Raw genomic sequence first — 25,400 nt, 5'->3', positions numbered from 1 at the left:
CGCTCAGGCCATCTGCCCGATGGTCTTGCGGAAGCGCCTCAGCGACAGCGCAAACAGCGCCGCGCCGATGGCGGCCAACGCCAGCATCTGCGGCCAGATCACGCTGATGCCGGCGCCCCGGTACAGGATGGCCTGGGCGGCCGCCACGAAATGCGTGGTCGGCGCGGCCAGCATGATGTCCTGCACCAGCGCCGGCATGCTCTCGCGCGGTGTCGAGCCGCCCGACAGCATTTGCAGCGGCAGCAGCACCAGTACCAGCAACATGCCGAATTGCGGCATGCTGCGCGCCAGCGTGGCCAGGAAGATCCCCATCGACGTGGTGGCGAACAGGTGCAGCGCCGTCACCAGCACGAACAGCGCAATCGAACCGGTGATCGGCACGTGCAGCGCGCCCTGCACGATGAACACCAGCGACGCCAAAGCCGCCAGCACCACCACCGTCCCCATCGACCACACCTTGGCCAGCATGATCTCCATCGGCGTCACCGGCATCACCAGCAGGTGTTCGATGGTGCCGTGTTCTCGCTCGCGTATCAACGCGGCGCCGGTCAGGATGATGGACAGCATGGTGACATTGTTGATGATCTCCATCAGCGAGCCAAACCACGACTGTTCCAGGTTGGGATTGAAGCGCATGCGCAGGTCCAGGCCGACCGGCGGCTCGGCGGCGGCCTGTTGGCGACGCAGGAAATCGCCTACCTCGGCGCCGACGATCTGCTGGATGTAGCCGTTGCCGGTGAAGGCCTGGCTCATGCGCGTGGCGTCGATGTTGAGCTGGATCGCCGGCGCGCGGCCGGCCAGCGTGTCGCGCTGGTAGTCGGGCGGAATGGCCAGCACGAAGGTGTAGTTGCCGCTGTCCAGGCCGGCGTCGGCCTGGCCGGCGCTCACCAGCGACGGCGTGCGGAAGTGCGGCGGATAGAAGCCGGCGGCGATCCTGGCCGACAAGGGCGAGCCGTCCAGGTCGACGATGGCGATGGCGGCGTTGTGCAGGCTTTCCGGCATCGCCGTGGCCGCCACGTAGATCGACAGCGAGAAGGTGTAGACGATCAACACCAGCATGGCCGGGTCGCGAAGCAGGCTCCACAGCTCCTTGATGCCGAGGCGGTAGATGTGCGCCGCGCGCGTGCTCAGGGGGATACGCATGCTCATCGCTCCTGTTTGTCCAGCAGCAGCGCGGACAAGGTGAGTATCACCGGCACCGCCAGCAGCAGCGGCCACAACGAGCCGCCCAGCTCGCCCAGGCCGAGAGCCTTGTTGAACACGCCCCGGCTGATGGTCAGGAAATGCGTGGCCGGGTAGATGCGGCCGATCAGCGCGCCGATGCCGCTCAGGCCGGACACCGGATTGAGCAGGCCGGCAAACTGCACGCAGGGGATGATGGTGCCTATCATGGTCACGAACAGCGCGGCGATCTGGCTGCGGGTGAAGGTCGACACCAGCAGGCCCAGGCCGGTGGCGCAGATCACGTAGACCAGCGCGGCCAAGGTCAGCGTCGGCAGGCTGCCTTTGACGGGCACGCCGAACACGGTGGCCGCCAGCACGGTCAGCAGCGCGAAGTTCAGCATGCCCAGCGCGACATAGGGCACCTGTTTTCCGAGCAAGAATTCCAGCCGCGTCACCGGCGTCACGTACAGGTTGAGGATGGAGCCCAGTTCCTTCTCGCGCACCACCGACAGCGCGCTGAGCATCGCCGGTATCATCATCAGCAGCATCGGGATCACGGCCGGGATCATGGCCGGCAGGCTCTTGACGTCGGGGTTGTAGCGGTAGCGCGTCTCCAGCGTGCCGGCGCCGGCCAGCTTCATGCCCAGCCGGTGCTGCGCCAGGTCGGCCAGCCAGCCCATGTGCATCGCCTGGACGTAGCCGCGCGTGGTCTCGGCCCGCATCGGCATGGCGCCGTCGACCCAGGCGCCCACCGTCACCGGGGCGCCGCGTTGCAGGTCGCGGCCGAAGCCGGGCGGGATCTCGATCGCCAGCGCCAGTTCGCCGCTGCGCATGCGGCGGTCCAGGTCGTCGTAGTCGGCCAGCGGTTCGTGCTCGATGAAGTAGCGCGAACCGGACAGGTTGAGCGCATAGTTTTGACTGAGGCCGCTCTGGTCGCGGTCGAGCACGGCGTAGGACAGGTTCTCGACGTCCATATTGATGCCGTAGCCGATGATGAACATCAGGATCGCCGTGCCCAGCAGCGCGAGCGTGGCGCGCACCGGATCGCGGCGCAGTTCCAGCGTTTCGCGCAGCGTGTAGCTGTAGGCCCGTTGCAGGCTGCGGCGCCATTTGGCGCGCGGGGCGGCGGCCAGCGTCGGCGCTGGCGGCGCTTCGGCCGGCGGCGGCGGGTTGCCGGCCGCTTCCTCGAGATAGGAGATGAAGGCCTGCTCCAGCGTGGCGACGCCGCGCATCGCCGGCAGCTCGGCCGGCGCGGCGCTGACCAGCACGCGGCCCGCGTGCATCAGCGAGATGCGGTCGCAGCGCTCGGCCTCGTTCATGAAGTGGGTCGAGATGAAGATGGTGACCTGGTCGTTGCGGGCCAGGTCGATCATCAGGCGCCAGAACAGGTCGCGCGCCACCGGATCGACGCCGGAGGTCGGCTCGTCGAGGATCAGCAGTTCCGGCTTGTGCACCATGGCCACCGCCAGCGACAGGCGCTGGCGCACGCCCAGCGGCAGCTGTTCGGGCAGCGTATCGAGCGCGCCGGCCAGGCCGAAGCGCTGCGCCATGTCGGCCACGCGCCCGGCGATCTCGGCCTCCGGCACGCTGAACATGCGCGCATGCAGCACCAGGTTCTGTTGCACCGTCAGCTCGCCGTACAGCGAGAACGCCTGTGACATGTATCCGACCCGGCGGCGCGTCGCCATGTCGCCGGCATCGACCGCGCGGCCGAACAGCAGGGCGCTGCCTTCGGTGGCGGGCAGCAGGCCGGTCAGCATTTTCATCGTGGTCGACTTGCCGCAGCCGTTGGAGCCGAGGAAGCCGAAGATTTCGCCGCGGCGGATGCGGAAGTCCACATGGTCGACCGCGGTGAAGTCGCCGAACACCATCGTCAGGCCCTGCGCTTCGATGGCGATGCTGTCGCCGCCCTGGGACGGCTGGAACGGCGGCACCGTCACCGCCTGGTGGTCGCCGCGCTTCTCGGCCGGCAGCAACGCGATGAAGGCTTGCTCCAGCGTCGTCGTGGCGGTGCGCGCGCGCAGGTCCTGCGGCGTGCCGGTGGCCAGCACCTGGCCGTCGTCCATCGCCACCAGCCAGTCGAAGCGGTCGGCTTCCTCCATGTAGGCGGTGGCCACCACCACGCTCATGGTGGGGCGCTGGCGGCGGATGCGGGCGATCAAATCCCAGAACTGCGCGCGCGACAGCGGGTCGACGCCGGTGGTCGGTTCGTCCAGGATCAGCAGATCGGGGTCGTGGATCAGCGCGCAGCACAGGCCCAGCTTCTGCTTCATGCCGCCGGACAGCTTGCCGGCCGGCCGTTGCAGGAACGGCGCCAGGCCGGTTCCGGCGGTCAGCTCGTCGATGCGGCGCCGGCGGCTGGCGGCGTCGTGGCCGAACAGGCGGCCGAAAAATTGCAGGTTCTCCTCCACCGACAAGGTCGGATACAGGTTGCGGCCCAGCCCCTGCGGCATGTAGGCGATGCGTGGGCAGACGGCGTCGCGGTGGCGCTTGCTGCGCATGTCGCCGCCCAGCACCGTCACGCCGCCTTGCTGCACCGCGCGGGCGCCGGCCACCAGCGACAGCAGGCTCGATTTGCCGACGCCGTCCGGGCCGATCAGGCCTACCATGCAGCCGGCCGGCAGGTCGAGGTCGACGGCGCGCAGCGCGCAGGTGTCGCCGTATTGCAGTGTCACGCCGCGCAGACCGGCGACGCCGGCCGCTGCGGTATCGCTCATTGCGGCACCTTGATTTCCAGCTTGGCCGGCCACGGCGTCCTGGCGTCCAGCTGCACCCAGGCCACGCCGGGCAAGCCGGTCTTGACCAGTTTCATATGCTTTTGCAGCAGCGCCGGATCGATCTGTGCCTTGACGCGGAACATCAGTTTCTGGCGTTCGCTGGTCGTTTCCACGGTCTTGGGCGTGAACTGCGCGGTGCTGGCGACGAAGGACACGCGTGCCGGCAGCACGTACTGGGGCGCGGCGTCGAGCACCACGCGCACCGGCGCGCCCAGCGCCAGCTTGCCGGCCGCCTGTTCGGGCACGAAGAAGGTCATGTAGACGTCGGCCAGGTCGACCAGGTTGAGCACCTTGCCGCCGCTGCCGAGCACTTCGCCGGCCTGGGCGATGCGGTACTGCACCCGGCCGGCGCGCGGCGCGGTCAGCGCGCTGTCGGCCAGGTCGACGTCGATGCGGTCGACCGTGGCCTGGGCCGCCGTGACCGAGGCGCGGGCGCCGCCGGCCTGGGTGCGGGCGGCGTCGATGGCGCTGCGGGCCGCTTCGGCTTGCGCCTGGGCGGCGCGGATCACGGCGCGGATCGAGCGCACGCGGCTGCGGTCGTCGTCCAGTTCCTGTTCCGACGAGGCGCCCTCGAGCACCAGTGTTTCCGAGCGTTTGAGGCGGCGCTGGGCCGCATCGAGTTCGCTTTCGCGCTGCACCACTAGTGCCTGTGCGGCCTGGTAGTCGCTCTGGCGCACGGCGATCATGGCGTCGGCGCTGGCGACCGCGGTCTGCGCCTGCGCCTGGCGCGCCACAGCCTCGTCGCGCTGGGCTTGCAGCGAGGTCGCCTGCATGTGGGCCAGCACCTGGCCGGCGGCCACGAAGTCGCCCTCGTTGACGGCGATGTCCTGTAGACGTCCCGGCAGCTTGGCGGCGACGTCGATTTCGGTCGCTTCGATGCGGCCATTGCCGCTGATGAATTCGGGGCCGGGGCCGGCGGGATGCAGCCTTTGCCAGGCGTAGGCGGCGCCGGCCAGCAGGGCCAGGGCGACGGCGGCGGCGCCGAGTTTGCGTTTCAGGTCAGGAGTCATGTGCGGGGTCGGGGCAGGTAGATGAAAGCGGCCAGCGGCGGTGCGGCGACGACCGGGTCGCCGCCGAGCGCGCTGTACAGGGCGATGCCGGCGCCCAGCAGGGCGCGGCGCAGCTGGATCAATTGTTGTTCGGCGCTGAGCAGGTCGCGCTGGGCGTCGAGCACGTCGAGGAAGGCGGCGGCGCCGCTGTCGTAACGCAGCTGCGACAGGCGGGCGCGTTCGCGCTGCACCTGCAAGGCGCGTTCGGCGATGGTCACTTGCTGGCCCAGCCAGGCTTGCGCCGACAGCGCGTCGGCGACGTCGCGGAAGGCGCCCTGGATGGTTTTCTCGTAGTTGGCGATGGCGCTGTCGCGGCGCGCTTCGGTCAGACTCAGGTTCTGGCGCCGGCGGTCGCCGTCGAACAGCGGCAGCGTGATGTTGGGGGCGAAGGTCCATGAGCGGCTGCCGCTGGCGAACAGGCCGCTGAGCTCGGCGCTGGCCGTGCCCAGCGCGGCGGTCAGGCTGACCTGCGGGAAGAAGGCGGCGCGCGCCGCGCCGATGCTGGCGTTGGCGGACTGCAGCTGGTGCTCGGCGGCGACGATGTCGGCGCGCCGCTCCAGCAGGGCGGACGGCAGGCCGGGGGCCAGCGCGGGGAGCGTATCGACCAAGTTACTGGCTTCGGCGTCCAGCGGCGCCAGCGCGGTGGGACTGCCGACCAGCAGTTGCAGCGCGTGGCGCTTGCGGTCGCGCTCCTGTTCCAGCTGGCTGGTGAGCGCCTGCGCCTGCAGCAGCAGGGTTTCGACCTGCGTCAGGTTCAGACGCGAAGTGGAACCCACCGCGACCCGGCGCGAGTAGATGCGGTAGCTTTCCTGCCGGGTGGCCAGCGTGCGCCGCGCCAGCGCGATGCGCTGGTCGATTTCGCGGACGTCGAAATAGCCCTCGGCCACATGGGTGATCAGGGACATGGTGACGGCGCGGCGCGCGGCGTCGCTGGCCAGGTAGTCCTGCAGGGCGGCGTCGCGCAGGCTGGACAGGCGCCCCCACAGGTCGATCTCCCAGGCGCTCACGCCGAGTCCGGCCTGGTACTGGCTGGCGATCATCTCGTGACGGGTCAGGCTGAGGTCAGCCGGCACTTGCTGGCGCTGTCCGCTGGCCTGTGCCGCCAGCAGCGGCAGGCGGGCGGCGCGTTCGATGCCGTAGGCCGCGCGCGCCTGTTCGACCCGCAGGGCGGCGATGCGCAGGTCGCGGTTCTGCGCCAGCGCTTCGACGATCAGCGCTTGCAGCACCGGCGCGGAAAAATAGCCGCGCCATTCGGGCAGCGCGGCGGCGGCCGTGGCGGGCACGCCATAGTCAGCGGCCACCGGCAGCGGCGGCCGGACATACGGCGGCGCCATCGAGCCGCAGCCTGGCAGCAGCAGCGATGCGGCGAACGCGGCCGTGGTCACGGCGGTGCGCGGCCTTGCGAACGGCACAGGCTGGAACATAGTGAAACTCCTTGAGAAGTGCAGGGTGATGCCGACAGTCAAGCGGCGAATGCAGTGTACGGCGACAGTCAAGCGCGTGTAATTGATGTAGATCAAAAATCAACAAATGGACGGCGGCAGGCGGGGGCCGCCGTCCCAGGGGCGCCGCTTACGGCCGTTGCTGGCGGTAGCGATGGGCCAGCATCAGCGCCAGCGCCGCGGAGGCGGTGCGGGCGGCGGCGTCGTCGGCGCGGCTGGTCAGGGCGATCGGCACGGCCGCCCCCAGCACCACGCCGCAGACGGCGGCGCCGGCCAGGTACTCCAATTGCTTGGCCAGCAGGTTGCCGGCCTCAAGGTCGGGCGCGATCAGGATGTCGGCATGGCCGGCCACCTGCGAGACGATGCCCTTGGCGCGCGCGGCCATCGGCGAGATGGCGTTGTCGAAGGCCAGCGGGCCGTCCAGCAGGGCGCCGCTGATCTGGCCGCGTTCGGCCATCTTGCACAGGGCCGCCGCGTCCAGCGTGGACGGGATTTTCGGCGTCACCGTTTCCACCGCCGACAGGATGGCGACCTTGGGCTCGGCCGTGCCCAGCGCATGCGCCAGTTCAATGGCGTTCTGCACGATGTCGACCTTGTCCGCCAGCGTGGGCTGGATGTTGAGCGCGCCGTCCGAGATCAACAGCACCTTGTCGTACAGCGGCACTTCGATCCGGAACACGTGCGACAGCCGGCGCGCGGTGCGCAGCCCCGGTATGGCCAGCACGGCGGCCATCAGCTCGTCGGTATGCAGGCTTCCTTTCATCAACATTTCCACTTCGCCGGCGGCGGCCATGGCGGCGGCGCGCGCGGCGGCCGCATGGCTGTGCGGCACGTCGGCCAGTTCGATGCCGTCCAGCGACAGTCCGGCGCCCTCGGCCAGCGCCCGCAGGCGTGCCAGCGGGCCGACCAACACCGGCACGATCAGGCCGTGCTTGGCGGCGTCGAGGGCGCCGCGCAGGGAGGCTTCGTCGCAGGGATGGACCACGGCGCAGCGCACCGCCGACAGTGGCGCCGCAGCCTCCATCAGGCTGGCATAATTGGCGTGCACCTGGGACAGGCTCAGCGAAGGCAAATGGATGCGCGGACGGCGCACCTTTTCGCTCGGCGCGATGACCGTGGCGACGCCGGTCAGCACCACGGCGCCGGTCTGGTTCTTGATCTCGCAATCGAGCAGCACGTGTTTCTTGGCCGGCTCCATGGCGGTCACGGTGGCGGTGATGCGCAGTTCGTCGCCGATGCGCACCGGCTTGAGGAACTGCAGCGTCTGCGCCAGGTAGATCGTGCCGGGGCCGGGCAGGCAGGTGCCCAGCAGGCGCGAGATCAGCGCCGCGCCCCACATGCCGTGCGCGATCACGCCGTGGAACAGCGTATGGCCGGCATACTCCGGATCGACGTGGGCGGGATTGACGTCGCCGGACACGGCGGCAAAGGCGGCGATGTCGTCCTTGCTCAGCGTGCGGCTCAGGCGCGCGCTCTGGCCCACCCGCAATTCGTCGTAGGTGATGTTTTCAATGATGTCGTCGGATTCGTTCATGATAGGGGATATGGTGGGCGATGCAGGGCAGTCTAGTGAGCGCGGACGGGGAAGTATTTGATCCATATCAAATACTTCCGGGACGCCCGCCAACCATAATCTGTGCATCGTCAATTCAGGAGGGCATGTGAATAAAGCACAGTTGAAATTAGTTCCGGGCGCGGCGGCAGCGTCGACGCCGCCAGTCAGGGAGGACGGCAACGCGCTCGACCTGTACCTGCAAAGCCAGGTGGCGCGGCTGACCGGCGGCGTGTCGCCGATCGCGATGTCGCTCGCGTTCCAGGACTGGTGGCAGCACCTGGCCGTCTCGCCGGGCAAGCGCACCGAGCTGGCGGCCCAATGCCTGGGCGCGCTGGCCGCGACGGCCGCGCCCGTCACCGGCGAAGATAAGCGCTTCGATAATTTTGCCTGGCGTCAATGGCCGTTTTCGCAGTATGTGAACAGCTTCAAGCAAGCCGAGCAGTTTTGGCGCGCGGCCACCACCGGCGTGCGCGGCGTGGCGCCGCACCATGCGCAGGTGGTGGAGTTCACCGCGCGCCAGCTGTTGGACATGTATTCGCCGTCGAATTTTCTCTGGACCAATCCCGAAGTGCTGCAGGCTGCGGTGACCAGCGGCGGTCGCAGCCTGATCGACGGCGCGCTCAACTGGCGCAGGGACTTGTGCCGCCACCTGGCGCCGCCGGACATGGCGGTGCCGGAACCGACCGGGCCGAGCTATGTGCCGGGGCAGGATGTGGCGGTCACGCCGGGCCAGGTCATCTTCAGCAACGAGTTGATCGAACTGATCCAGTACACGCCGCAGACCGAACAGGTCTACCGGGAACCGGTGCTGATCGTGCCGTCGTGGATCATGAAGTACTACATCCTCGACCTGTCGCCGCACAATTCGCTGGTGCGTTACATGGTGCAGCAAGGCCATACGGTGTTGATGTTGTCCTGGCGCAATCCCGACCAGCACGACCGCGACATGGGCATGGACGACTATCTGCAACACGGCGTGTTTGCCGCGCTGGAGCAGGCCGACCGGCTCGGTGGCGGCGCGCCGGTGCATGCGGTGGGTTATTGCCTGGGTGGCACGCTGCTGGCGATCGCCGCCGCCGCCATCGATTCGGGCGAGCACGGCCAGCATGGCAAGCTGGCCTCGATTTCGCTGCTGGCGGCGCAGACCGATTTCAGCGAGCCGGGCGAACTGGGCCTGTTCATCGACGACAGCGAACTGGCTTTTCTGGACGCGCTGATGTGGGACCAGGGCTATCTGGACGGCGACCAGATGGCCGCGTCCTTCCAACTGCTGCATGCGCGCGACTTGGTGTGGTCGCGTATGATGCGCGAATACCTGATGGGGGAGCGCAGCGCGCCGAACGACCTGATGTCCTGGAACGCCGACAGCACGCGCTTGCCGTTCCGCATGCACAGCGAGTACCTGCACGGGCTGTTCCTGCACAACGACCTGGCCGAGGGACGCTATCTGGCGCAGGGCAAGCCGATCGCGCTGTCCGACATCCGCACGCCGATGTTTGTCGTCGGGACCGAGCGCGACCACGTGTCGCCATGGCGCTCGGTCTACAAGATCCACTTGCTGAGCGGCGCGGCCATTGATTTCGTGCTGGCCTCCGGCGGGCACAACGCCGGCATCGTTTCCGAGCCCGGTCACGCCAACCGCAGCTACCGCAGCCACCCCGCCAACACGGCGGCGGGCTACAGCAGTGCGGACGAATGGCTGAACAGCGCCGAGCGCACCGAAGGCTCATGGTGGCCGCATTGGCAGCAATGGCTGGTGCGCCATGGGGAGCGGAAACGCGTGGCGCCGCCGGCGATGGGCCTGGGCCGGGTATTGGGTCCGGCGCCAGGCAACTTCGTGCTGCAGCATTGAGGCGGGGCTGGTCTCAGTGCGAGATCAGCACCGGCAGCGTCATCTCGCGCAAGATGCTGCGGGTGGCGCCGCCCAGCAAGGTTTCATGCAGGCGGCGGTGGCCGTAGCCGCCCATCACCAGCAGGTCGCAGCGCCGTTCGGCTGCGGCGCACAACAGGGCCGGGCCGATTTCCACCGTGGTGAACTCGCGCATGACGTCCACCTGCACGCCGTGGCGGGACAGGAATAACGCCATGTCGGCGCCCGGTTCGGCGCCGTGGCGGGCCGGGTCGCGGTCCGCATTGAGCACCAGCAGCGTGACGCGTTCGGCCAGGCGCAGCAGGGGCAGGGCGTCGCTGAAGGCGCGTGCCGCCTGCGCGCTGCCATCCCAGGCCAGCAGTGGATGGCGGATGGCTTCCTGCGCGCTGGCGGCAGCGGCCGAGGTCGGCGCCAGCAGCAGCGGGCGGCCGCCTTGCAGCAACAGCTCCGGCGGCAAGGGGCGGCTGATCCCGAACTGGATGTCGCCGGGATCGGTCTGGCTCAGCACCAGCAGGTCGGCATAGCGGGCGTGCAGTATCAAGCCGCTTTCGGCGTCGTCCTCGCACAGGCTGCTGGACCATAGTTCGACGCCCGCGGCGGCGACGTCGCGCTCGAAGTTGGACAGCGCGGCGGCGGCCTGGCGGCGCAGGTGGTCCAGCACATGCGGCGGCAGCGGCCAGGCGCCGAGGCTGTCGTTCCATTCCGCATAGCGCGAAATGCCGGTCAGCGCGACACCGGTCAGGTGGGCGCCGGTGGCCAGGGCGACCTTGGCCGCGAGCGCGTAGCGGCCGGCCGCGTGCGGCGACTGGTCGCAGTGCACGACGATGGTTTTATAGCTCATGGCCGGGCCTCAGTGCGACATCAGTACAGGCAGCGTCATCGACGCCAGCAGCGTGCGGGTGACGCCGCCCAGCACAGTCTCGCGCCAGCGCAGGTGGCCGTAGGCGCCCATCACCAGCAGGTCGGCGCCGAGATCGGCCGACAGCGACAGCAGTGCTTCGCCCACGCTTGCGCCTTCCGGCTTGGGCTGCTGCGACACCTCGACCTTGACGCCGTGGCGGGCCAGGAACAATGCGATATCGGCGCCCGGCTCGGCGCCGTGCACGCCGTACTGGTGTTCCGCATCGAATACCGCCAGCGTCACGCGGGCGCTGCGGCGCAGCAGGGGCAGCGCGTCGGTGACGGCGCGGGTGGCGGAACGGCTGCCGTCCCAGGCCACCAGCGCGTGCCGGTCCATATGCGGGTATGTGCCGGCATACGGCACCACCAGCACCGGCCGGCCGCCGTTCAGCGCCAGGTGGGCGGCCAGTCCGGGGCCCATCAGCAGGCCTTCGTCGCCCGGCTCGCTCTGGCTGAGCACCACCAGGTCGGCGTAGCGGGCCTGGAGCACCAGGCCATCCTCGGGATCGTCGTCGCTGATGCGGCGCTCGTAGCGCACGTCGGCCGCGCGGGCCTGGGTTTCAAACTTGGTCAACGCCTGCTCTGCGTTGCTGACCAGTTCATCAAGCTGATCCTGCGGCACCATGCCGGCATACATCATGGCGCTGGAGCGGAGCAGCTCCCCGGCGATCCCGGTGGCGGCCGCGCCGATCAGGTGCGCGTCGTGCTGGCGTGCCAGACGGGCGGCCAAGGCGATGCGCTCCGGGGCGTGGTCCGAGTTGTCGACGTGGACGAGGATGCTTTTGTAGGACATGACGTTCTCCTGAACAGGTGAAAAACTCAGGCTAACAAACGGTATCCGCAAAATATATGATCTGAATCAAATATCCGGCAATACCTCAAAGAGTGCGGTGTGGCCGAAGCCCAGCTCGTAGTCGAGGACGGAAATAATCGACGGTACGATGCGCATGAAGACTGCACCCGGCCAGGTGGGGCCGTTGCCCGGCACCAGTTGGCGCAACTGGGGAAAGCGGAACAGCATCAGGTCGGCCGCGTGCGCCGTCTCCTCGGCGCCGGCGACGATGGCGGCATGGCCGGCCAGCGACAGGCCGCGGATGTGGCGCCAGTCATCATACGGCGGCGTGATGGTGGCGGACACTTTGTCGTTCTGGCGGATGTTGTGCGCCTTCTGGCTGTCGAGGCCGATGCCTGCGTACAGCGTCAGGCCGTCGTTGACGAAGCTGATCACGGTCGCTTGCGGAAAACCGTCCGGGCGCACCGTGGCCAGCGTCATGTCATGCGTGGCGGCGAGCAGGTTGAGGATGAATTGGCGGTGGGTGCGGTCCAGTGCTTGCATGGCTTTTCCAGTGTCGTGAAAGATGGATCAGGACGGCTTTGCCACCGCCTCGGCAGCCGCGGACTGCAGTTCGCTGTCCTGCAGCACGGCCAGTTCGTTGGCAAAGCTGGTCAGCGCGGTGCGATAGTCATCCGCGAGCACGTCCTTCTGGCGCAGGCACATGCTGGCGACCGGCAGTTTGTTGCACAGATCGGCCATCGCGCTCAGCACGTCCTGGCCGCCGCTGCCGCCCATGGTGCAGAATAGGCCGATGCGGCGGAAATGGGCGCGCTGTTGCAGGATGTAGCTGCGCATGGGGGCGCTCATGCGTCCCGCCCAAACTGGCGTGCCGAGTATGACGAAGGCATAGTCGGCCGGGTTGCGCGTTGCAGGGGTGATCTCGGCCGGCGTGGCGCGCAATGCTTGCCAGGCCGAGCGCAGATAGCCCGTGATCCCTGCGCGCGGACGCAGGTCTTGTATCCGTTCCAGATCCGCGCCGCAGGCCCGGGCCAGCTCGGTGGCCACCTTGGCGGTGACTTCGGTGCGGGAGTAATACACGATCAGAACCAGTTTCATGGCAGCTCCTTGCTCGGTACTGTGGTGAGGCTAGACAGTTAGACTCCCGGGCCGCACCACAGTTCCGCCGCCGGCGGCCTTAGCCCGCGTTCAAGCCGCCGCCCAGCGCCTTGTACAGCGCCACGGCGTTGCCGAACTCGTTGCGCCGCAGTTCCAGCAGGGTTTGCTGGGCGGCGTACAACAGGCGCTGCGCGTCCAGCAGCTCCAGGCGGCTGTCCTGACCGGCGTCGTAGCGCAGCCGGGACAAGGCCAGGCGCCGTTCGGCGCTGCCGACCACGCGGGTCTGCGCTTCGATCTGGCGGCCGTAGGTGGCGCGCCCGGCCAGTCCGTCCGCCACTTCGCGGAAGGCGGTTTGCACGGCCTTTTCGTACTCCGCCACGGCGGCGGATTTGCGCAGTTCCGCCAGCCGCAGTTCCGAGCGCAGCTTGCCGTGGTTGAACAGCGGCTGCGTGATCTGCGGCGCGAACGACCAGGTCCGCTGGCTGCTGTCGAACATGCCGGACAGCGACGGGCTTGCGTAGCCGAGGCTGGCCGTCAGCGAGATCTGTGGGAAGAACGCGGCCTTCGCCGCGCCGATGTCGGCGTTGGCGGCCACCAGTGCCTGTTCGGCCTGGCGGATGTCGGGACGGCGCGTCAGCAGCTCGGACGGCAGGCCGGCCGGCAGTTGCACCAGCACTGGCTGCCGGTCCAGCGCGATGCCGCCCGGCAGGCCGCCTGGCGCGTGCATGCCGGTCAGCAGATCCAGCGCATTGCCGGCCAGCGCCACCGCGCGCAGGCGCGCTTCGCGGTCCGCCTGCGCAGTGGCGACTTGGCCTTCCGCCTCGGCGACGTCCAGGCCGCTGCGCTGGCGGGCGGCTTTCAACTGCTGGGCCAGTTCCAGTGAGCGTTGCCAGTCGGCCAGCGTGCGTTCGGTCAGTTGCAGCTGTTCTTCGGCCAGGCGCTGGGCGAAGTAGGCGTCCGCGACTGCGCCGACCAGCGCGATCTGCACGGCGCGCCGGTTCTCGTCGCTGGCGAGATAGCGCGCGAACGCCGCCTCGGACAGCGCGGCCACGCGGCCGAACAAGTCGAGCTCGAACGCGCTGATGCCGAGACCGGCGGACTTCTGGCTATCGACCGAGGCCGCGACCGCGCCGTTGGCGGCGCTGCGCTGCTTCACCAGGCCGGCGGTGGCGTTCACGGTCGGCAGGCGGGCGCTGTCCTGAATGTCGAACTGCGCGCGCACGGACTGCACGTTGAGCAGGGCCAGCCGCAGGTCGCGGTTGTTTTTCAGCGCCAGGTCGATCAGGGCTTGCAGGCGCGGATCGCCGAACATCGATTGCCAGCCGAGATCGGCGCCGCTGGCGGCCGTGCCGGCGGCCGTGCCATAACTATCGGGCAGCGGCGCTGCGGGCTTTTCCAGGACGGGCGTCAGCGAACAGCCGCCCAGCAGCAGCGGCAGGGTCAAGGCCAGCGTCAGCGCCGCCCGGATGTGGATTTTTCTCATGATGCTTCCTTCACTGTGTATCGTTCAACGAGACCCAGCACAAACACATAAAACACCGGCACGAAGAAGATCGCCAGAATGGTCGCGGTGACCATGCCGCCGAACACGCCGGTACCGATCGCGTGCTGGGTCTCCGAGCTGGCGCCGCCGGCCAGCATCAGCGGCAGCACGCCCAGCGCGAAGGCCAGCGAGGTCATCAGGATAGGACGCAAGCGCAGCCGCGCCGCTTCGATGGCCGATTCCAGCAGGCCCTTGCCATCCTGGTGCATCTGCTTGGCGAACTCGATGATCAGGATCGCGTTCTTGGCGGACAGGCCGATCACCGTGATCATGCCGACCTTGAAGAACACGTCATTCGGCAAGCCGCGTATCAGCACGGCGGCCACGCAGCCGATCAGGCCCAGCGGCACCACCAGCATCACCGACAACGGTATCGACCAGCTCTCGTACAGCGCCGCCAGCACCAGGAACACCACCAGCATCGACAGCGCCATCAGCATCGGCGCCTGCGCGGCGGACTGCTTCTCCTGCAGCGAGATGCCGGTCCACTCGACCGCGTAACCGGGCGGCAGCTGCCTGGCCAGACGCTCCATCTCCGCCATGGCCTCGCCGCTGGACGTGCCGGGCGCGGCGCTGCCGCCGATGCGCGCCGACGGATAACCCTGGTAGCGCACCATTTGCAGCGGCGTGTCGCGCCACTGCGGCGTGACCACTTCGCTCAGCCGCACCATGCCGCCGGCCGCGTTGCGCACATGCAGGCGCAGCACGTCGTCCAGCTGCATGCGGGCGCCGGCGTCGGCCTGGATGATCACCTGCTGCATGCGGCCGTGGTTGGGGAAGTCGTTCACGTACTGAGAACCCATCGCGGCCGACAGCATCTCGCTGATGCTGGTGAAAGCCACGCCCAGCGCTTCCGCTTTCTGGCGGTCGATGTCGAGCTGGATGCTGGCGCCGTTCGGCAGGCCTTCGGGATAGACGCCAGCGACCAGCTTGCTGTGGGCGGCCAGTTCCAGCAGCTTGTTCTGCGCCGCCTTCAGCGCGGCGTCGCCCTGGTTGGCGCGGTCTTGCAACCGCAGCGAGAAGCCCGACGAGTTACCGAGATCGTCGATGGCGGGCGGCATCACGCTCATCACCATGCCCTCGTTGGTCTGCGACATGGCCGCCTGGGCCAGCTCCACCTCTTGCTGCACGGTGGCGCCGTCGCGCTTGTCCCAGTCCTTCAGCATGGTGAAGGCGATGGCCGCGTTCGGGCCGCTGCCGGTAAAGCTCCAGCCGAGTATCGACTGGTTGTTGCTGATGCCGTGGCGGGTCACCAGGTGATCCTCGAACTGCTTGACGATGTCGAGCGTGCGTTCGGTGCTGGCGTCGGACGGCAGCTGGATCGAGGTAATGAAATAGCCCTGGTCTTCCTCCGGCAGGAAGGACGCCGGCAGCAGACGGAAGCCGAAGGCCAGCAGGCCGACCAGCACGGCGAACGTCAGCATCACGCGGCCCGAGCGTTTGACGATGCGCGCCACGCCGCTTTCGTAGCGGACGTTCATGCGGTCAAACTTGCGGTTGAACCAGCCGAAGAAGCCGCTCTTCTCGTGATGTGGCGGATCGACCGGCTTGAGCAGCGTGGCGCACAGGGCCGGCGTCAAGGTCAGCGCGAGGAAGGCGGAAAACAGGATGGAGACCGCCATCGACAGCGTGAACTGGCGATAGATGGCGCCCACCGAGCCGCTGGCGAACGCCATCGGGATGAATACCGCCGTCAGCACCAGCGTGATGCCGATGACGGCGCCGGTGATCTCGCGCATCGCCTTCGACGTGGCGGCCTTGGGCGACAAGCCTTCGGTCGCCATCAGGCGCTCGACGTTCTCGACCACCACGATGGCGTCGTCGACGATGATGCCGATGGCCAGCACCATGCCGAACATGGTCAGCACGTTGACCGAGAACCCCAGCAACAGCATGATGGCAAAGGTGCCCAGCAGCGCGATCGGCGCGACGATCGCCGGGATCAGCGTGTAGCGTATCTTTTGCAGGAACAGGTACATCACCAGGAACACCAGCACCATCGCTTCCAGCAGCGTGTGCACCACTTTTTCGATGGAGATCTTGACGAAGGGCGCGGTATCGAAAGGCACCGAGTAGGTGATGCCGGCCGGCAGGGTCTTGCTCAGTTCTTGCATGCGCTCGCGCACGGCCTGCGCCGTCTTGACCGCGTTGGCGCCCGGCGACAACTGTACCGCGGCGCCGGTGGCGGCGCGGCCGTTCTCGCGCGTGGCGCTGGCGTAGTTCTGCGCGCCCAGTTCGACGCGGGCGACGTCGCCCATGACGACCTTGGAGCCGTCCAGATTGGCGCGCAGCACGATGGCGGCGAATTGTTCCGGCGTTTGCAGCTGGCCTTGCACGGTCAGCGGGATCGACACGCGTTGGCCGGGCAGGGTGGGCGTGTCGCCGATGCGGCCCGGTGCGATCTGGGCGTTTTGCTGGGCCACGGCCGTGCTCAGGTCGCCCATGGTCAGCTTGTAGGAAACCAGCTTGGCCGGATCGACCCAGATGCGCATGGCCTTCTCGGCGCCGAACAGCTGCACGCGGCCCACGCCGGGAATGCGGCGCAGTTCCTCGACCACGTTGCGGGCCATGTAGTCGCTCAGGTCGATCTCGTCGTACTTGCCGTTGCTGGCGCTCAGGCCGACGATCATCAGGAAGCCGGAACCGGCCGATTCGACCGACAGGCCGTTCTGGCGCACCGCCTGCGGCAGGCGCGGTTCGACCGATTTGAGGCGGTTTTGCACGTCCACCTGGGCCAGCTCCGGATTTGTGCCGGGCTTGAAGGTGGCGGTGATCTGCGCCGAACCGGAGGTGTCGGCCGACGATTCGAAGTACAGCAGGTTCTTGACGCTGGACAGTTCCCGTTCGATCAGGCTGACCACGGCGTCGTTCATGGTCTGCGGCGTGGCGCCGGGATAGCTGGCGCTGATGCTGACGCTGGGCGGCGCCACCGACGGGTAACGTTCAACCGGCAATTGCGGGATGGCGATCAGTCCGAACAGGACGATGAAGATGGCGATCACCCAGCCGAAGATGGGGCGGTCGATGAAAAATTGAGGCATGACGTAATCCTTGCAGTATCAGCGCTGCGCTGGCGCGCTGGCCATGGCGGTAGCGGCGGTGGTGACAGGCGCGCGCTTCCATGGCGTGATATCCAGTTTGGTGTCGGGCTGGATGCGGTCCAGGCCTTCGACCGCGATCTTCTCGCCGGCCTTCAGCCCCTGGGTGATGAAGTAGTTGTGGCCGACCATGCCGCCCAGCTTGACGTCGCGCAGCACGGCCTTATTGCCGGCGCCCACCACCCACACGCGGCTGGCGCCCGCGTGCAGCACGGCTTGCTGCGGCACCAGGATGCCGTCGACATCGGCCATGCGCGCGATGCGGGCGCGCACGAACATGCCGGGCAGCAGTTGGCGGTCGCGGTTGTCGACCAGGATGCGCAGCACCATGTCGCCGGTGCCGGTATCGACGTTGATACCGGAGAACAGGATGCGCGCGTCGAGGCCGTAGTTGTTGCCGCTGCCGTCCAGGATGTAGGCCTTGGGCGGATGGGCGGCGTCGCCGCGCAGTGTGCGCAGCATGGAGGCCGGCTGGCGTACATCCACGTACACCTGGTCGATCTGCTGGATGCGGGCCATCGGCGTGGCGTCGGTTTGCGCCACCAGCGCGCCTTCGGTCACCAGCTCCTCGCCGATGCGGCCCGAAATCGGCGCCGTGACGGTGGCGTAGCCCAGGTCGAGCCGGCGGCGCGCCAGCGTGGCCTTGGCCTGCGCCACGTCGGCCTGGGCCTGGTCGCGTTGCGAGACGGCGTCGTCATAGGCTTGCTGGCTGACGGCGTCGGCCTGCACCAGCGGGCGGATGCGCTCGGCCTGGAGTTTTGCACGCACCAGTGCCGCTTCGGCGCGTTGCAGTGCGGCCGCCGCCGTGTCGGCGTCGGCCTGGAACGGGGCGGTGTGGATTTGGAACAGCGGCGCGCCAGCCTTCACTTCTGCGCCTTGTTCGAACAGGCGGCGCTGGATGATGCCGCCCACCTGGGGCCGGATTTCCGCCGTGCGGAAGGCGGTGACGCGGCCGGGCAGGTCCTCGGCCAGTTCCACCGGGCCGGCGGCGACGGTCAGCGTGGAGACCTTCGGCGACGGCGGCTCCTCGTCGGGCGGCGCCTGGTGGCAGGCGGCCAGGGTCAACAGGGTCAGCCCGGACAGCAAGGCCTTGGGTGAAATCTTCGTGATGTGCATAGCTAGTCGTCCAAAGTGTTTTCCCTCCGTGAGGGAATGCAGGACTAGCAACTTTAAACACCTAACGTGACCTATCTATTGAGGAAATATGGAGATATGATGGAGATCGTTACTTATTTTCAATACATTCATGTCTAGTTCTCCCGGAACCCCGCTGGTGCTGATCGCCGAGGACGAATCCGAAATTGCCCAAATCCTGCAAGCCTACCTGGCGCGCGACGGCCTGCGTACCGTGCACGCGGCCGACGGCCGTATCGCGCTCGATCTGCACCTGTCCCTGAAGCCGGACCTGGTGCTGCTGGACGTGCAGATGCCGCGCGTGGACGGCTGGAAGGTGCTGTCCGAGCTGCGTCAGCGCGGCGACACGCCGGTCATCATGCTGACCGCGCACGACCAGGACATCGACAAGCTGATGGGCCTGCGCATCGGCGCCGACGATTATGTGGTCAAGCCCTTCAATCCGGCCGAGGTGGCCGCGCGCGTGGGCGCCGTGCTGCGCCGCGCCGCCGCGCGCAACGCCGGACCGGCCGCCGGCGTGCTGCGCTGCGGACCGCTGGAGATCGACCTGGAAACCTATCAGGCCAGCGCCGAAGTGAACGGCCAGCGCGCGCCGTTGAACCTGACGCTGACCGAATTCCGCCTGTTGACCCATATGGCGCGCGCTCCCAAGCGGGTGTTCACGCGCGCCGAGTTGCTGCTTGCCTGTCTGCCCGAGGGCAACGCGCTGGAACGCACGGTGGACAGCCACGTCAGCAAGTTGCGCAAGAAGCTGGAAGACAGCGGCCTGACCGGCGTGCTGACCAGCCTGCGCGGCGTCGGCTACCGGCTGGAGGATGCGGAATGATGCGCGGTCCCGGCCTGAACCGGCAGATCACGCTGGCGATGCTGGCCGTGTCGCTGGGGATGACGCTGGTCGTTCTGCTGGGCTCCTACGTGTTCTACGCGCTGGTGATCGAGTACCGGCCGGATCTGCTCTCCGGCCCGACCGACATGATCCCCACCAGCACCGAATGGATCTGGATGGCGTCGGTCACGATGGTCGCGCTGGTGTTTGCGATCTGGGCCTCGGCGCGTCTGGCCAGGCGCATCCTGGCGCCGTTGAATTCGGTGGCCGACAGCGTGCGTCGCGTGGCGCATGGCGACCTGGCCGCGCGCGCCGTGGCGGGCGACCGTTCGCTGGGAGAGACCGCCTTGCTGGTCGACGACTTCAACGCCATGGCCGAACGCTTGCAGCGCATGGAGCGCGAGATGGTGACGTGGAACGCCGCCATCGCCCACGAACTGCGCACGCCGGTGACGATTCTGCGCGGCCGCCTGCAGGGCTTGGCCGAAGGCGTGTTCCAGCCCGATGAAAAACAGTTTCGCGGCTTGCTGCATCAGGTGGAAGGCTTGTCGCGCCTGATCGACGACCTGCGCATGTTGAGCATGTTCGACAGCGGCCACCTGAAGCTGGAGCTGGCCGACTGCGACCTGGCCGGCGCCATCCGCGATGTCGCGCATCTGCTGGCGCCGCAGATGGAGGCTGCGGGCTACAAGCTGGAGCTGGACCTGGCGGAAGGTCGTATCTGCTGCGACGCCGCGCGCATGCGGCAGATCCTGCTGGCCTTGCTGGACAACGCCGGCCGCTATGCGGACCCGGGCGTGATCCGCATCCGCACGCGGGTGCTGGGCGCGCAGTATCTGTTGCAGGTGGAGGATGCCGGTCCCGGCATCGATGAAGAACTGGAAGGCAAGCTGTTCCTCGCCTTCCACCGGGGCGAGCATGCGCGCGCCGGCGCGGTGGGCGGCAGCGGCTTGGGTCTGGCGGTGGTGCGCGCGATTGCCGAGGCACACGGCGGCGTCGCCTCCTACCGGCGCGGCGATGCGGGCGGTGCGATGTTCGAAATCGCGTGGCCGATGCCGATACCAGGCCCCGCGCTTAGTTGACGCTCTTCAGGTGGCTTGGCCGTGGAAGGCCTTGTTGGCGATCTTCCAGCCTTGCTCGGTCTTGAGCAGCACGAAGTAGTCGACGAAAGTCATCGCGCCATGCTCCAGCGTGATGCGCGCGCAGGCGGCGTTGCCGTGCACTTCGATCCAGTCGGTGGTGCGGCGGCGTTGTGCCTCGTCGGCAGCCGGCGTGCCCTTGAAACGCTCGCAATACACATCCAGCGGCCACGACGTGAACACGCCTTCGCGCATCGATTCGATGTGAGCGGTCGGCAGGAAAGCCTTGCGCATGAAGTCGGCGTTATCCTGGGCATGGCCCTGGAAATAGTTTTGTATCGGTTCCAGCACCGCCAGTTGTTCGGCATTGAAACGCGGTTCGGATGTTTGAGCGTTATCCATAGGAGTCTCCTTATTGAAAGCGCATCCTACGTGACGGCGGCGCGGCTGTGACTGGGCCGCGCCGATAGCATCTATACTCAGGCGGCAATATCGCTGCCGGCCGCGTGCGCGGTAAGCCTGCGTTATATTCGGACGGCGCCGGCATGGTTGCCAGGGCGCCGTGGCAGTGACTGGTAAGATGAAGGGATATGCTGGTTGCTATTGTCCGTTTATATCGCCGTCATTTGGTCCGGCCTTTGGCGACGTGGGTTCTACTTTTCCGCCTTGCTCGCCGCTTGTACCCGACCCGCTCGATTGATCGTCCGCAGGTCGGAATTTGTCCGGCCATGAATGATAGTTCCCGCCCCGCTGCTCGGGCTTGTTGATGTAGTTCGGCTGGTCCAAATACACGGCGGTGACTGACTGTTGAAATTTCGGCAGTTTCAAAATTAAATCCCGAAAGTTCGTGACGTTGTCTAAAGACGGATCGGACTCCCGTGCGAGTCGCAGCGACCCGCACGGATCATTTCCACTCCAACGGAACGCCGCCTCAAACCAGGATGTCTGTGGATTAATGGTCGTGGCGAAAATTCCTTCAACAGTCGCGCTCCGAATCGTGGCTGGAATGGTGTCCTTGGCCGGCACGTATGTGCAATCCAGGTACATCGATATTTCCTCGGTAGTGAGGCTTTCACCCCATTCCGTCTCCGGCAGAGAACGGCCTTCAATGGTGACGGTTTTGTCGTTCCGGTCGAAGCGCAATGTCAGGTCGGTCAGGGCCCAGGTCAGGCCGTCCAATATCTGACTGCTCTTCGCATCCATGGCCTGCGCAAGCGTTTTCACGAGAACGCTCGGGACCACGCTTGGCGCCACGCGACGCGAGGACCCGACGGTTGCCGCCGCCACTTTTTCCGCGATCAACGCTTCTATCGTCTCGTACGGAAATTCGCCCGAGATATCGAAATCTGCGCCGCCAAATTCAACCGTCGCATTGAGATAGGTGCGCAACGCGCTATCCTCGCGCAGCGGACCGGGCGCGGTGGTGAGATACGAGATATCCCAGTTATTCATGGGCAGGAAGGGGAGGTTCAACGCCAGCTGGGATTGCTTGGCTACACAGCTAAGCGTCACATCGATTTGCTCGATGTCATAGAACTGTTTGGAGTCGCTCAGCTTATATATCTTGTTGGCTTCTTCCGTATGGCGCGCTCCCACGATGACCGAATCGATCCCAACCGGCTCGCTCTCGTCGACTATCCGATCATAGATGTCGTCAAAGAGATTTTCCATTCCCACCTTGCCCGAAAAGCTAGTTCGCCAATACTGAAAGAGGTTGTTGTGCTTGAGATCGGACGGCACCTGGGAATAATCCAAGGTACATGCGAAGCCGACTGTTTTGCTGCCATTGTGGAATTGCGCCGTCAGGTGCACGCATGGCTGTTTACCCCATACATCAATGATGAGGGTCATATCCAGCGGTCCTGTCTCCTTATGCGGTAGATCATCGTATGTGTCGATTCCCTCCCTTTCAAATTCACGCACGGTAAAGATTTTCGACCCGAGCGCGTCCCAAAGCTCTAGGAACGAACTGATGCCGATCTGTTGATTCGAACTTGGCTTCAGCCAGAACAAATAGTGCGCAGCCGAGGCGAGGTCAAAAGAGAATATCGAGGATTGCGACATAGTTTATTTCACCGTTAGCTTGAGGTGAATCGGCAGATGATCGCTGACAGCGACCCAATGGACTTCATGCGCATCTTCCAGCGTGGCGATTTTTTCCAACTTGCCGTATTCCTTGATCGCGGTCCAGCCGGGCTTCGTCTTTGCTTTTGTCACATTCTCGCGTTTTGCCCAGCTATTGAACAGGGCTTTTCCCAGTTGGCTCAGATAATTTGGATGTTGTAAATCACTCACCAGGTCGACCACGGTTGCTGTTGGGTTGCTAAAGTCGCCCGCCGACTTGAGGAAAAAATTGTCATATTCGCTTGCGCGACAGTCTGCCGTGCTAGTCCAGCTGGGCAGGTAGGCTTGGCACAAGCTGGTCTTGGCGTTGATGTGAGATTTGAAATTGAGAGTGGTCGTTAAATCCAGAAAACTGGACTTCCCCTTGTAGCTGCGTGACTTTCCCAGCGTAGGGTGATCGTTGAAGTCACCCATAATGATGACGTTAGTATCGGTTTTCACTTCATTGATCTGAGCCAGATTCTGATTCGCTTCGACTATATGGACGGCAGTGAACGTCGTATGGAACACGACACAGGTAAACGTCGTGTTTGCTACCTTGAACTCGCCCATGAATGGAAACCGCGAAGGGCTCTTTTTGGAGGTATGCATATTGGGAAAGCCGACGCGTGGGTTTTGTGCATCCGGAAACTTAAACTTGGCTGCGCTTCCCTTTTTCACTACGGTTGTATCCCAAAGGAATACATAGTTCTCAGGTTTATTACTATGGAGTGCGCTCTTGTCGCTGTGGATCGAATCCCAGTTCTTACCCAGCTTGGCACACAGTTTTGTGCGAAGATCCAGCCCTTTGTCGGATTTGGTTTCCAGGATGCTCACCAAATGGGCATTTTGTACCTGAATCACCTTCGCCACAAGGGCGATAAAGTTCACATCAAGGATCTGAGCCTCGTTCAGGTCCTTGATGTTCCATGAAAGAATGTTGACAACGGCCATCCCTAACTTCCATGCAGGCTGGTCACGGCCGCCTGCCATGCGCCGTCAGGCGCCCCTGTCTCCGGCAATCCCAGCAAGCGCTCAAGTTCGCGGACATGCACTTCGCTCAGCTTGCCGTCCGGCCCTGGATGCACGCCGCGCGCGCGGACGCGCTCGGCCAGTCCAACGCTCCCGGAAGCTGGCTCCAACTCTTTGAGGACGAGCGGATATACCTCTGGTTGAGCATGCTCATCAAACCACACCCGCAGCTCGCCTTTGCTGCTGCCATCGGCAACCTCGTATTCGATTTTTCCATCGGGCGGCGTGCGAGCGCCGGGCGCGCTGATAGTGCGGTCGTCCACTGCCAGCTCAAACGGCACGTCCGCATAAGCGCCGTCGCGCCCCGTCAAATAAATGGTGATCTTGCGCGGCGGTTTTTGCTGGGGGCAGGGCTGCACATCTTCCATCGCATTGCCCTGTGGATTCTGGCGAGATGCTTGCGCGTCCGCGGCACGCAGGGCTTGGGAATCGACGGGCATGACTGGTTCTCCCTGTAGTAGCCAAATGATGTTGGTGAGGATCTGCCGGGGCCGGTGGCGCGCGGCTCATGCATCGTAGTCACGCGCGCGCCTGCCTTTCCATATTGAAGACTATTTGTTGCTGAAGACTGAGCAGGCGAGCGCCGGGCGCGCCGCGGGTGGGATTCGCCAGCCAGGCGCGCATCCATGCCGACTCGGCAAGGTCGAGAAATTCCCAGCCGAGAAACGCGTGCAGGTTAATGAAGCGGTAGAGGTCCTGGCGTGCGCGCAGGCCGAGTGTGTTTGCCCTTGTCAGCGCTTGCCGGATCAGCTGCTCCCGCTCGGGTGACTGGTAAAGCGCCACCGCGTCTGGAAAGTATTCGCACAAGTGCACGCTAAGTTCGGCCACCAGGCGGTCCATCGCGCGCTGGCTCAATATACTCATTTGATCGCGGCGAATCTTGAGAAGTGGCGGCATCGTTTACGAGAGCAAATGACTGGTATGGATCAATTAAATGGGGTAGCTGGTTCACCTTCGCTTTTCGGCGAAAAATATTTTACCGTTGAAACTATTATAAAGGCCATAGGGCTGTTGGCGCATGCAAAAAGGTCACTGGGCCTAAATTGTGGTCGGAGGCAATCATGCAGAGAGAGCGCATACAAGACCGGGGCAGGGACGAAAGCTTGCGCTAGGGTTGCATGATGCATCCAGTTCCTGGTCTCTATGCACTACGGGGAATTAGCCAGACACCGCGCCTCTCCGTGCCCCACGAAGGGTACCCGGAGGCGATGGCGCCGGCGTGATGAATCGAGAGATACGACGCCGCTTAGGAACCGCTTGCGGCGGCACGCGCGCGGCGGCGGGCGAGCATCCCCAGCAAGCCCAGGCCGGCGGCCAGCATGCCGTAGGTGGCAGGCTCCGGTACGGCGCTGACCTTGATGTTGGCGTCCGGCGCGAAGTCGGCCAGGCGGCCCAGGCCGGCGACACGGCTGTCGATCGACCACACGGTCCAGGTGTAGTCCTTGAACGCCAGACCTTTCGATGGCAGCAGCGAGGCCGATACGGTCGAGAAAATTTCGTTGCCGATGATGTGGGTGCTCAGTGCGTTGGCGCCGAGGCTGCCGGTGCCGTCTGAGCGCAGTGTCACAACCGAGTTGAAGGTCACGCCCGGCAAGCCGACCGAGGCGAAAGGCGCGTTGGTCGAGCCGCCCACATCCAGCCCGAACACATAGGCTGCTCCGGCCACGCCGGCGATGGAGCCGGCGGCGGTGGTGCGGAACACGAATTCGTTGGTGGCGGCGTTGTAGCCGACATCGGCCGACAGCACGTCGAACGCTGCGGTGTGGCTGCCGGTGTAGCCCGCGAGGAAGTCGGCGGCCGGGTCGGTGACGGCGTGGGCGTTGGCAGCGGCGGCGATGCTGGCGATGGTGATGGCCTTCAGTAGCAGTGTTTTCATGTCGGTTGTCCGTATCGGGTTGTGGGAGGCGGGCCTGAACCCGCAAGCCGTGTATTCCGGA

The 25,400-nt window shown here is 65.9% G+C and carries 21 protein-coding genes; 3 read left to right on the top strand and 18 right to left on the bottom strand.

Annotated elements, in window-relative coordinates; all coding sequences use genetic code 11:
- Positions 1–3: 3 nt before the first annotated feature.
- The 5 genes from RUGAMON1_RS24850 to RUGAMON1_RS24830 all read right to left on the bottom strand — a co-directional run bounded on the left by RUGAMON1_RS24850 (position 4) and on the right by RUGAMON1_RS24830 (position 7,966).
- Positions 4–1,143 carry an ABC transporter permease gene (locus tag RUGAMON1_RS24850; protein ID WP_445233034.1) on the bottom strand — a complete coding sequence of 380 codons (1,140 nt, stop codon included), beginning with the start codon at positions 1,141–1,143 and terminating at the stop codon, positions 4–6.
- Between the two features lie 2 nt (positions 1,144–1,145).
- Positions 1,146–3,881 (bottom strand): ribosome-associated ATPase/putative transporter RbbA, encoded by a 2,736-nt coding sequence (gene rbbA, locus RUGAMON1_RS24845; protein ID WP_445233033.1) that lies wholly within the window; start codon positions 3,879–3,881, stop codon positions 1,146–1,148.
- Positions 3,878–4,951 (bottom strand): HlyD family secretion protein, encoded by a 1,074-nt coding sequence (locus RUGAMON1_RS24840; protein ID WP_445233032.1) that lies wholly within the window; start codon positions 4,949–4,951, stop codon positions 3,878–3,880. Before RUGAMON1_RS24840 ends, rbbA begins: the two co-directional genes overlap by 4 nt.
- Complete coding sequence (locus RUGAMON1_RS24835; protein WP_445233031.1) at positions 4,948–6,414, bottom strand: efflux transporter outer membrane subunit; 1,467 nt, start codon at positions 6,412–6,414, stop codon at positions 4,948–4,950. Before RUGAMON1_RS24835 ends, RUGAMON1_RS24840 begins: the two co-directional genes overlap by 4 nt.
- A gap of 148 nt (positions 6,415–6,562) precedes the next feature.
- A complete protein-coding gene (locus RUGAMON1_RS24830) occupies positions 6,563–7,966 on the bottom strand; it encodes a bifunctional enoyl-CoA hydratase/phosphate acetyltransferase (protein WP_445233030.1) in 1,404 nt (467 codons plus the stop codon).
- 127 nt (positions 7,967–8,093) lie between these two features.
- Here RUGAMON1_RS24830 and RUGAMON1_RS24825 point away from each other — a divergent pair, with 127 nt between their 5' ends.
- The gene (locus tag RUGAMON1_RS24825) at positions 8,094–9,839 is read left to right on the top strand and encodes a PHA/PHB synthase family protein (protein WP_445233029.1); all 1,746 of its coding nucleotides are present in this window, start codon (positions 8,094–8,096) and stop codon (positions 9,837–9,839) included.
- Positions 9,840–9,852: 13 nt separating this feature from the next.
- Here RUGAMON1_RS24825 and RUGAMON1_RS24820 read toward each other — a convergent pair whose 3' ends face one another.
- The 7 genes from RUGAMON1_RS24820 to RUGAMON1_RS24790 all read right to left on the bottom strand — a co-directional run bounded on the left by RUGAMON1_RS24820 (position 9,853) and on the right by RUGAMON1_RS24790 (position 18,405).
- The gene (locus RUGAMON1_RS24820) at positions 9,853–10,698 is read right to left on the bottom strand and encodes a universal stress protein (RefSeq protein ID WP_445233028.1); all 846 of its coding nucleotides are present in this window, start codon (positions 10,696–10,698) and stop codon (positions 9,853–9,855) included.
- Positions 10,699–10,707: 9 nt separating this feature from the next.
- Positions 10,708–11,550, bottom strand: a complete 843-nt coding sequence (locus RUGAMON1_RS24815; protein ID WP_445233027.1) for a universal stress protein — start codon at positions 11,548–11,550, stop codon at positions 10,708–10,710.
- Positions 11,551–11,616: 66 nt separating this feature from the next.
- Entirely contained in the window at positions 11,617–12,093 is a 477-nt protein-coding gene (locus tag RUGAMON1_RS24810) for a pyridoxamine 5'-phosphate oxidase family protein (protein ID WP_445233026.1), read from the bottom strand.
- Positions 12,094–12,120: 27 nt separating this feature from the next.
- A complete protein-coding gene (locus RUGAMON1_RS24805) occupies positions 12,121–12,648 on the bottom strand; it encodes a flavodoxin family protein (RefSeq protein WP_445233025.1) in 528 nt (175 codons plus the stop codon).
- A 79-nt stretch (positions 12,649–12,727) separates the two neighbouring features.
- Positions 12,728–14,131, bottom strand: a complete 1,404-nt coding sequence (locus RUGAMON1_RS24800) for an efflux transporter outer membrane subunit (RefSeq protein ID WP_445233024.1) — start codon at positions 14,129–14,131, stop codon at positions 12,728–12,730.
- On the bottom strand, positions 14,128–17,232 hold the full coding sequence (locus RUGAMON1_RS24795; protein ID WP_445233023.1) for a multidrug efflux RND transporter permease subunit: 3,105 nt from the start codon (positions 17,230–17,232) through the stop codon (positions 14,128–14,130). The genes RUGAMON1_RS24800 and RUGAMON1_RS24795 overlap by 4 nt, the downstream gene beginning before the upstream one ends.
- A gap of 18 nt (positions 17,233–17,250) precedes the next feature.
- Entirely contained in the window at positions 17,251–18,405 is a 1,155-nt protein-coding gene (locus RUGAMON1_RS24790) for an efflux RND transporter periplasmic adaptor subunit (protein ID WP_445233022.1), read from the bottom strand.
- Between the two features lie 130 nt (positions 18,406–18,535).
- Between RUGAMON1_RS24790 and RUGAMON1_RS24785 the strand changes: the two genes are divergently transcribed.
- Together RUGAMON1_RS24785 and RUGAMON1_RS24780 are read left to right on the top strand one after the other, a co-directional pair.
- The gene (locus tag RUGAMON1_RS24785) at positions 18,536–19,249 is read left to right on the top strand and encodes a response regulator (RefSeq protein WP_445233021.1); all 714 of its coding nucleotides are present in this window, start codon (positions 18,536–18,538) and stop codon (positions 19,247–19,249) included.
- Complete coding sequence (locus RUGAMON1_RS24780) at positions 19,249–20,331, top strand: ATP-binding protein (protein WP_445233153.1); 1,083 nt, start codon at positions 19,249–19,251, stop codon at positions 20,329–20,331. The genes RUGAMON1_RS24785 and RUGAMON1_RS24780 overlap by 1 nt, the downstream gene beginning before the upstream one ends.
- A 6-nt stretch (positions 20,332–20,337) precedes the next feature.
- Here RUGAMON1_RS24780 and RUGAMON1_RS24775 read toward each other — a convergent pair whose 3' ends face one another.
- From RUGAMON1_RS24775 to RUGAMON1_RS24750, 6 genes are all read right to left on the bottom strand, one after another.
- A complete protein-coding gene (locus RUGAMON1_RS24775; RefSeq protein ID WP_445233020.1) occupies positions 20,338–20,730 on the bottom strand; it encodes a nuclear transport factor 2 family protein in 393 nt (130 codons plus the stop codon).
- A gap of 198 nt (positions 20,731–20,928) precedes the next feature.
- The gene (locus RUGAMON1_RS24770; protein WP_445233019.1) at positions 20,929–22,392 is read right to left on the bottom strand and encodes a hypothetical protein; all 1,464 of its coding nucleotides are present in this window, start codon (positions 22,390–22,392) and stop codon (positions 20,929–20,931) included.
- 3 nt (positions 22,393–22,395) lie between these two features.
- Positions 22,396–23,385: an endonuclease/exonuclease/phosphatase family protein gene (locus RUGAMON1_RS24765; protein ID WP_445233018.1), complete on the bottom strand. Its 990-nt coding sequence runs from the start codon at positions 23,383–23,385 to the stop codon at positions 22,396–22,398.
- 2 nt (positions 23,386–23,387) lie between these two features.
- Positions 23,388–23,903 carry a hypothetical protein gene (locus RUGAMON1_RS24760; protein ID WP_445233017.1) on the bottom strand — a complete coding sequence of 172 codons (516 nt, stop codon included), beginning with the start codon at positions 23,901–23,903 and terminating at the stop codon, positions 23,388–23,390.
- A gap of 79 nt (positions 23,904–23,982) precedes the next feature.
- Positions 23,983–24,327, bottom strand: a complete 345-nt coding sequence (locus RUGAMON1_RS24755; protein WP_445233016.1) for a hypothetical protein — start codon at positions 24,325–24,327, stop codon at positions 23,983–23,985.
- A 382-nt stretch (positions 24,328–24,709) separates the two neighbouring features.
- The gene (locus tag RUGAMON1_RS24750; protein ID WP_445233015.1) at positions 24,710–25,339 is read right to left on the bottom strand and encodes a PEP-CTERM sorting domain-containing protein; all 630 of its coding nucleotides are present in this window, start codon (positions 25,337–25,339) and stop codon (positions 24,710–24,712) included.
- Positions 25,340–25,400 lie beyond the last annotated feature (61 nt).

It is taken from the genome of Duganella rhizosphaerae (genome assembly GCF_040364205.1).
In the GTDB taxonomy this organism is placed as follows: Bacteria; Pseudomonadota; Gammaproteobacteria; order Burkholderiales; family Burkholderiaceae_D; genus Rugamonas; species Rugamonas rhizosphaerae.
Note: the sequence above shows the minus strand (reverse complement) of the source record. Positions and strands in the feature narration are given on the sequence as shown.

Bases quoted from the DNA above. Each gene is read 5' to 3' on its own strand.
- RUGAMON1_RS24790 (WP_445233022.1), bottom strand. From the start codon at position 18,405: ATGCACATCACGAAGATTTCACCCAAGGCCTTGCTGTCCGGGCTGACC.
- RUGAMON1_RS24835 (WP_445233031.1), bottom strand. From the start codon at position 6,414: ATGTTCCAGCCTGTGCCGTTCGCAAGGCCGCGCACCGCCGTGACCACG.
- RUGAMON1_RS24765 (WP_445233018.1), bottom strand. From the start codon at position 23,385: ATGGCCGTTGTCAACATTCTTTCATGGAACATCAAGGACCTGAACGAG.
- RUGAMON1_RS24780 (WP_445233153.1), top strand. From the start codon at position 19,249: ATGCGCGGTCCCGGCCTGAACCGGCAGATCACGCTGGCGATGCTGGCC.
- RUGAMON1_RS24805 (WP_445233025.1), bottom strand. From the start codon at position 12,648: ATGAAACTGGTTCTGATCGTGTATTACTCCCGCACCGAAGTCACCGCC.
- RUGAMON1_RS24770 (WP_445233019.1), bottom strand. From the start codon at position 22,392: ATGTCGCAATCCTCGATATTCTCTTTTGACCTCGCCTCGGCTGCGCAC.
- RUGAMON1_RS24810 (WP_445233026.1), bottom strand. From the start codon at position 12,093: ATGCAAGCACTGGACCGCACCCACCGCCAATTCATCCTCAACCTGCTC.
- RUGAMON1_RS24785 (WP_445233021.1), top strand. From the start codon at position 18,536: ATGTCTAGTTCTCCCGGAACCCCGCTGGTGCTGATCGCCGAGGACGAA.
- RUGAMON1_RS24755 (WP_445233016.1), bottom strand. From the start codon at position 24,327: ATGAGTATATTGAGCCAGCGCGCGATGGACCGCCTGGTGGCCGAACTT.
- RUGAMON1_RS24850 (WP_445233034.1), bottom strand. From the start codon at position 1,143: ATGCGTATCCCCCTGAGCACGCGCGCGGCGCACATCTACCGCCTCGGC.
- RUGAMON1_RS24815 (WP_445233027.1), bottom strand. From the start codon at position 11,550: ATGTCCTACAAAAGCATCCTCGTCCACGTCGACAACTCGGACCACGCC.
- RUGAMON1_RS24830 (WP_445233030.1), bottom strand. From the start codon at position 7,966: ATGAACGAATCCGACGACATCATTGAAAACATCACCTACGACGAATTG.
- RUGAMON1_RS24800 (WP_445233024.1), bottom strand. From the start codon at position 14,131: ATGAGAAAAATCCACATCCGGGCGGCGCTGACGCTGGCCTTGACCCTG.
- rbbA (WP_445233033.1), bottom strand. From the start codon at position 3,881: ATGAGCGATACCGCAGCGGCCGGCGTCGCCGGTCTGCGCGGCGTGACA.
- RUGAMON1_RS24820 (WP_445233028.1), bottom strand. From the start codon at position 10,698: ATGAGCTATAAAACCATCGTCGTGCACTGCGACCAGTCGCCGCACGCG.
- RUGAMON1_RS24750 (WP_445233015.1), bottom strand. From the start codon at position 25,339: ATGAAAACACTGCTACTGAAGGCCATCACCATCGCCAGCATCGCCGCC.
- RUGAMON1_RS24795 (WP_445233023.1), bottom strand. From the start codon at position 17,232: ATGCCTCAATTTTTCATCGACCGCCCCATCTTCGGCTGGGTGATCGCC.
- RUGAMON1_RS24760 (WP_445233017.1), bottom strand. From the start codon at position 23,903: ATGCCCGTCGATTCCCAAGCCCTGCGTGCCGCGGACGCGCAAGCATCT.
- RUGAMON1_RS24775 (WP_445233020.1), bottom strand. From the start codon at position 20,730: ATGGATAACGCTCAAACATCCGAACCGCGTTTCAATGCCGAACAACTG.
- RUGAMON1_RS24840 (WP_445233032.1), bottom strand. From the start codon at position 4,951: ATGACTCCTGACCTGAAACGCAAACTCGGCGCCGCCGCCGTCGCCCTG.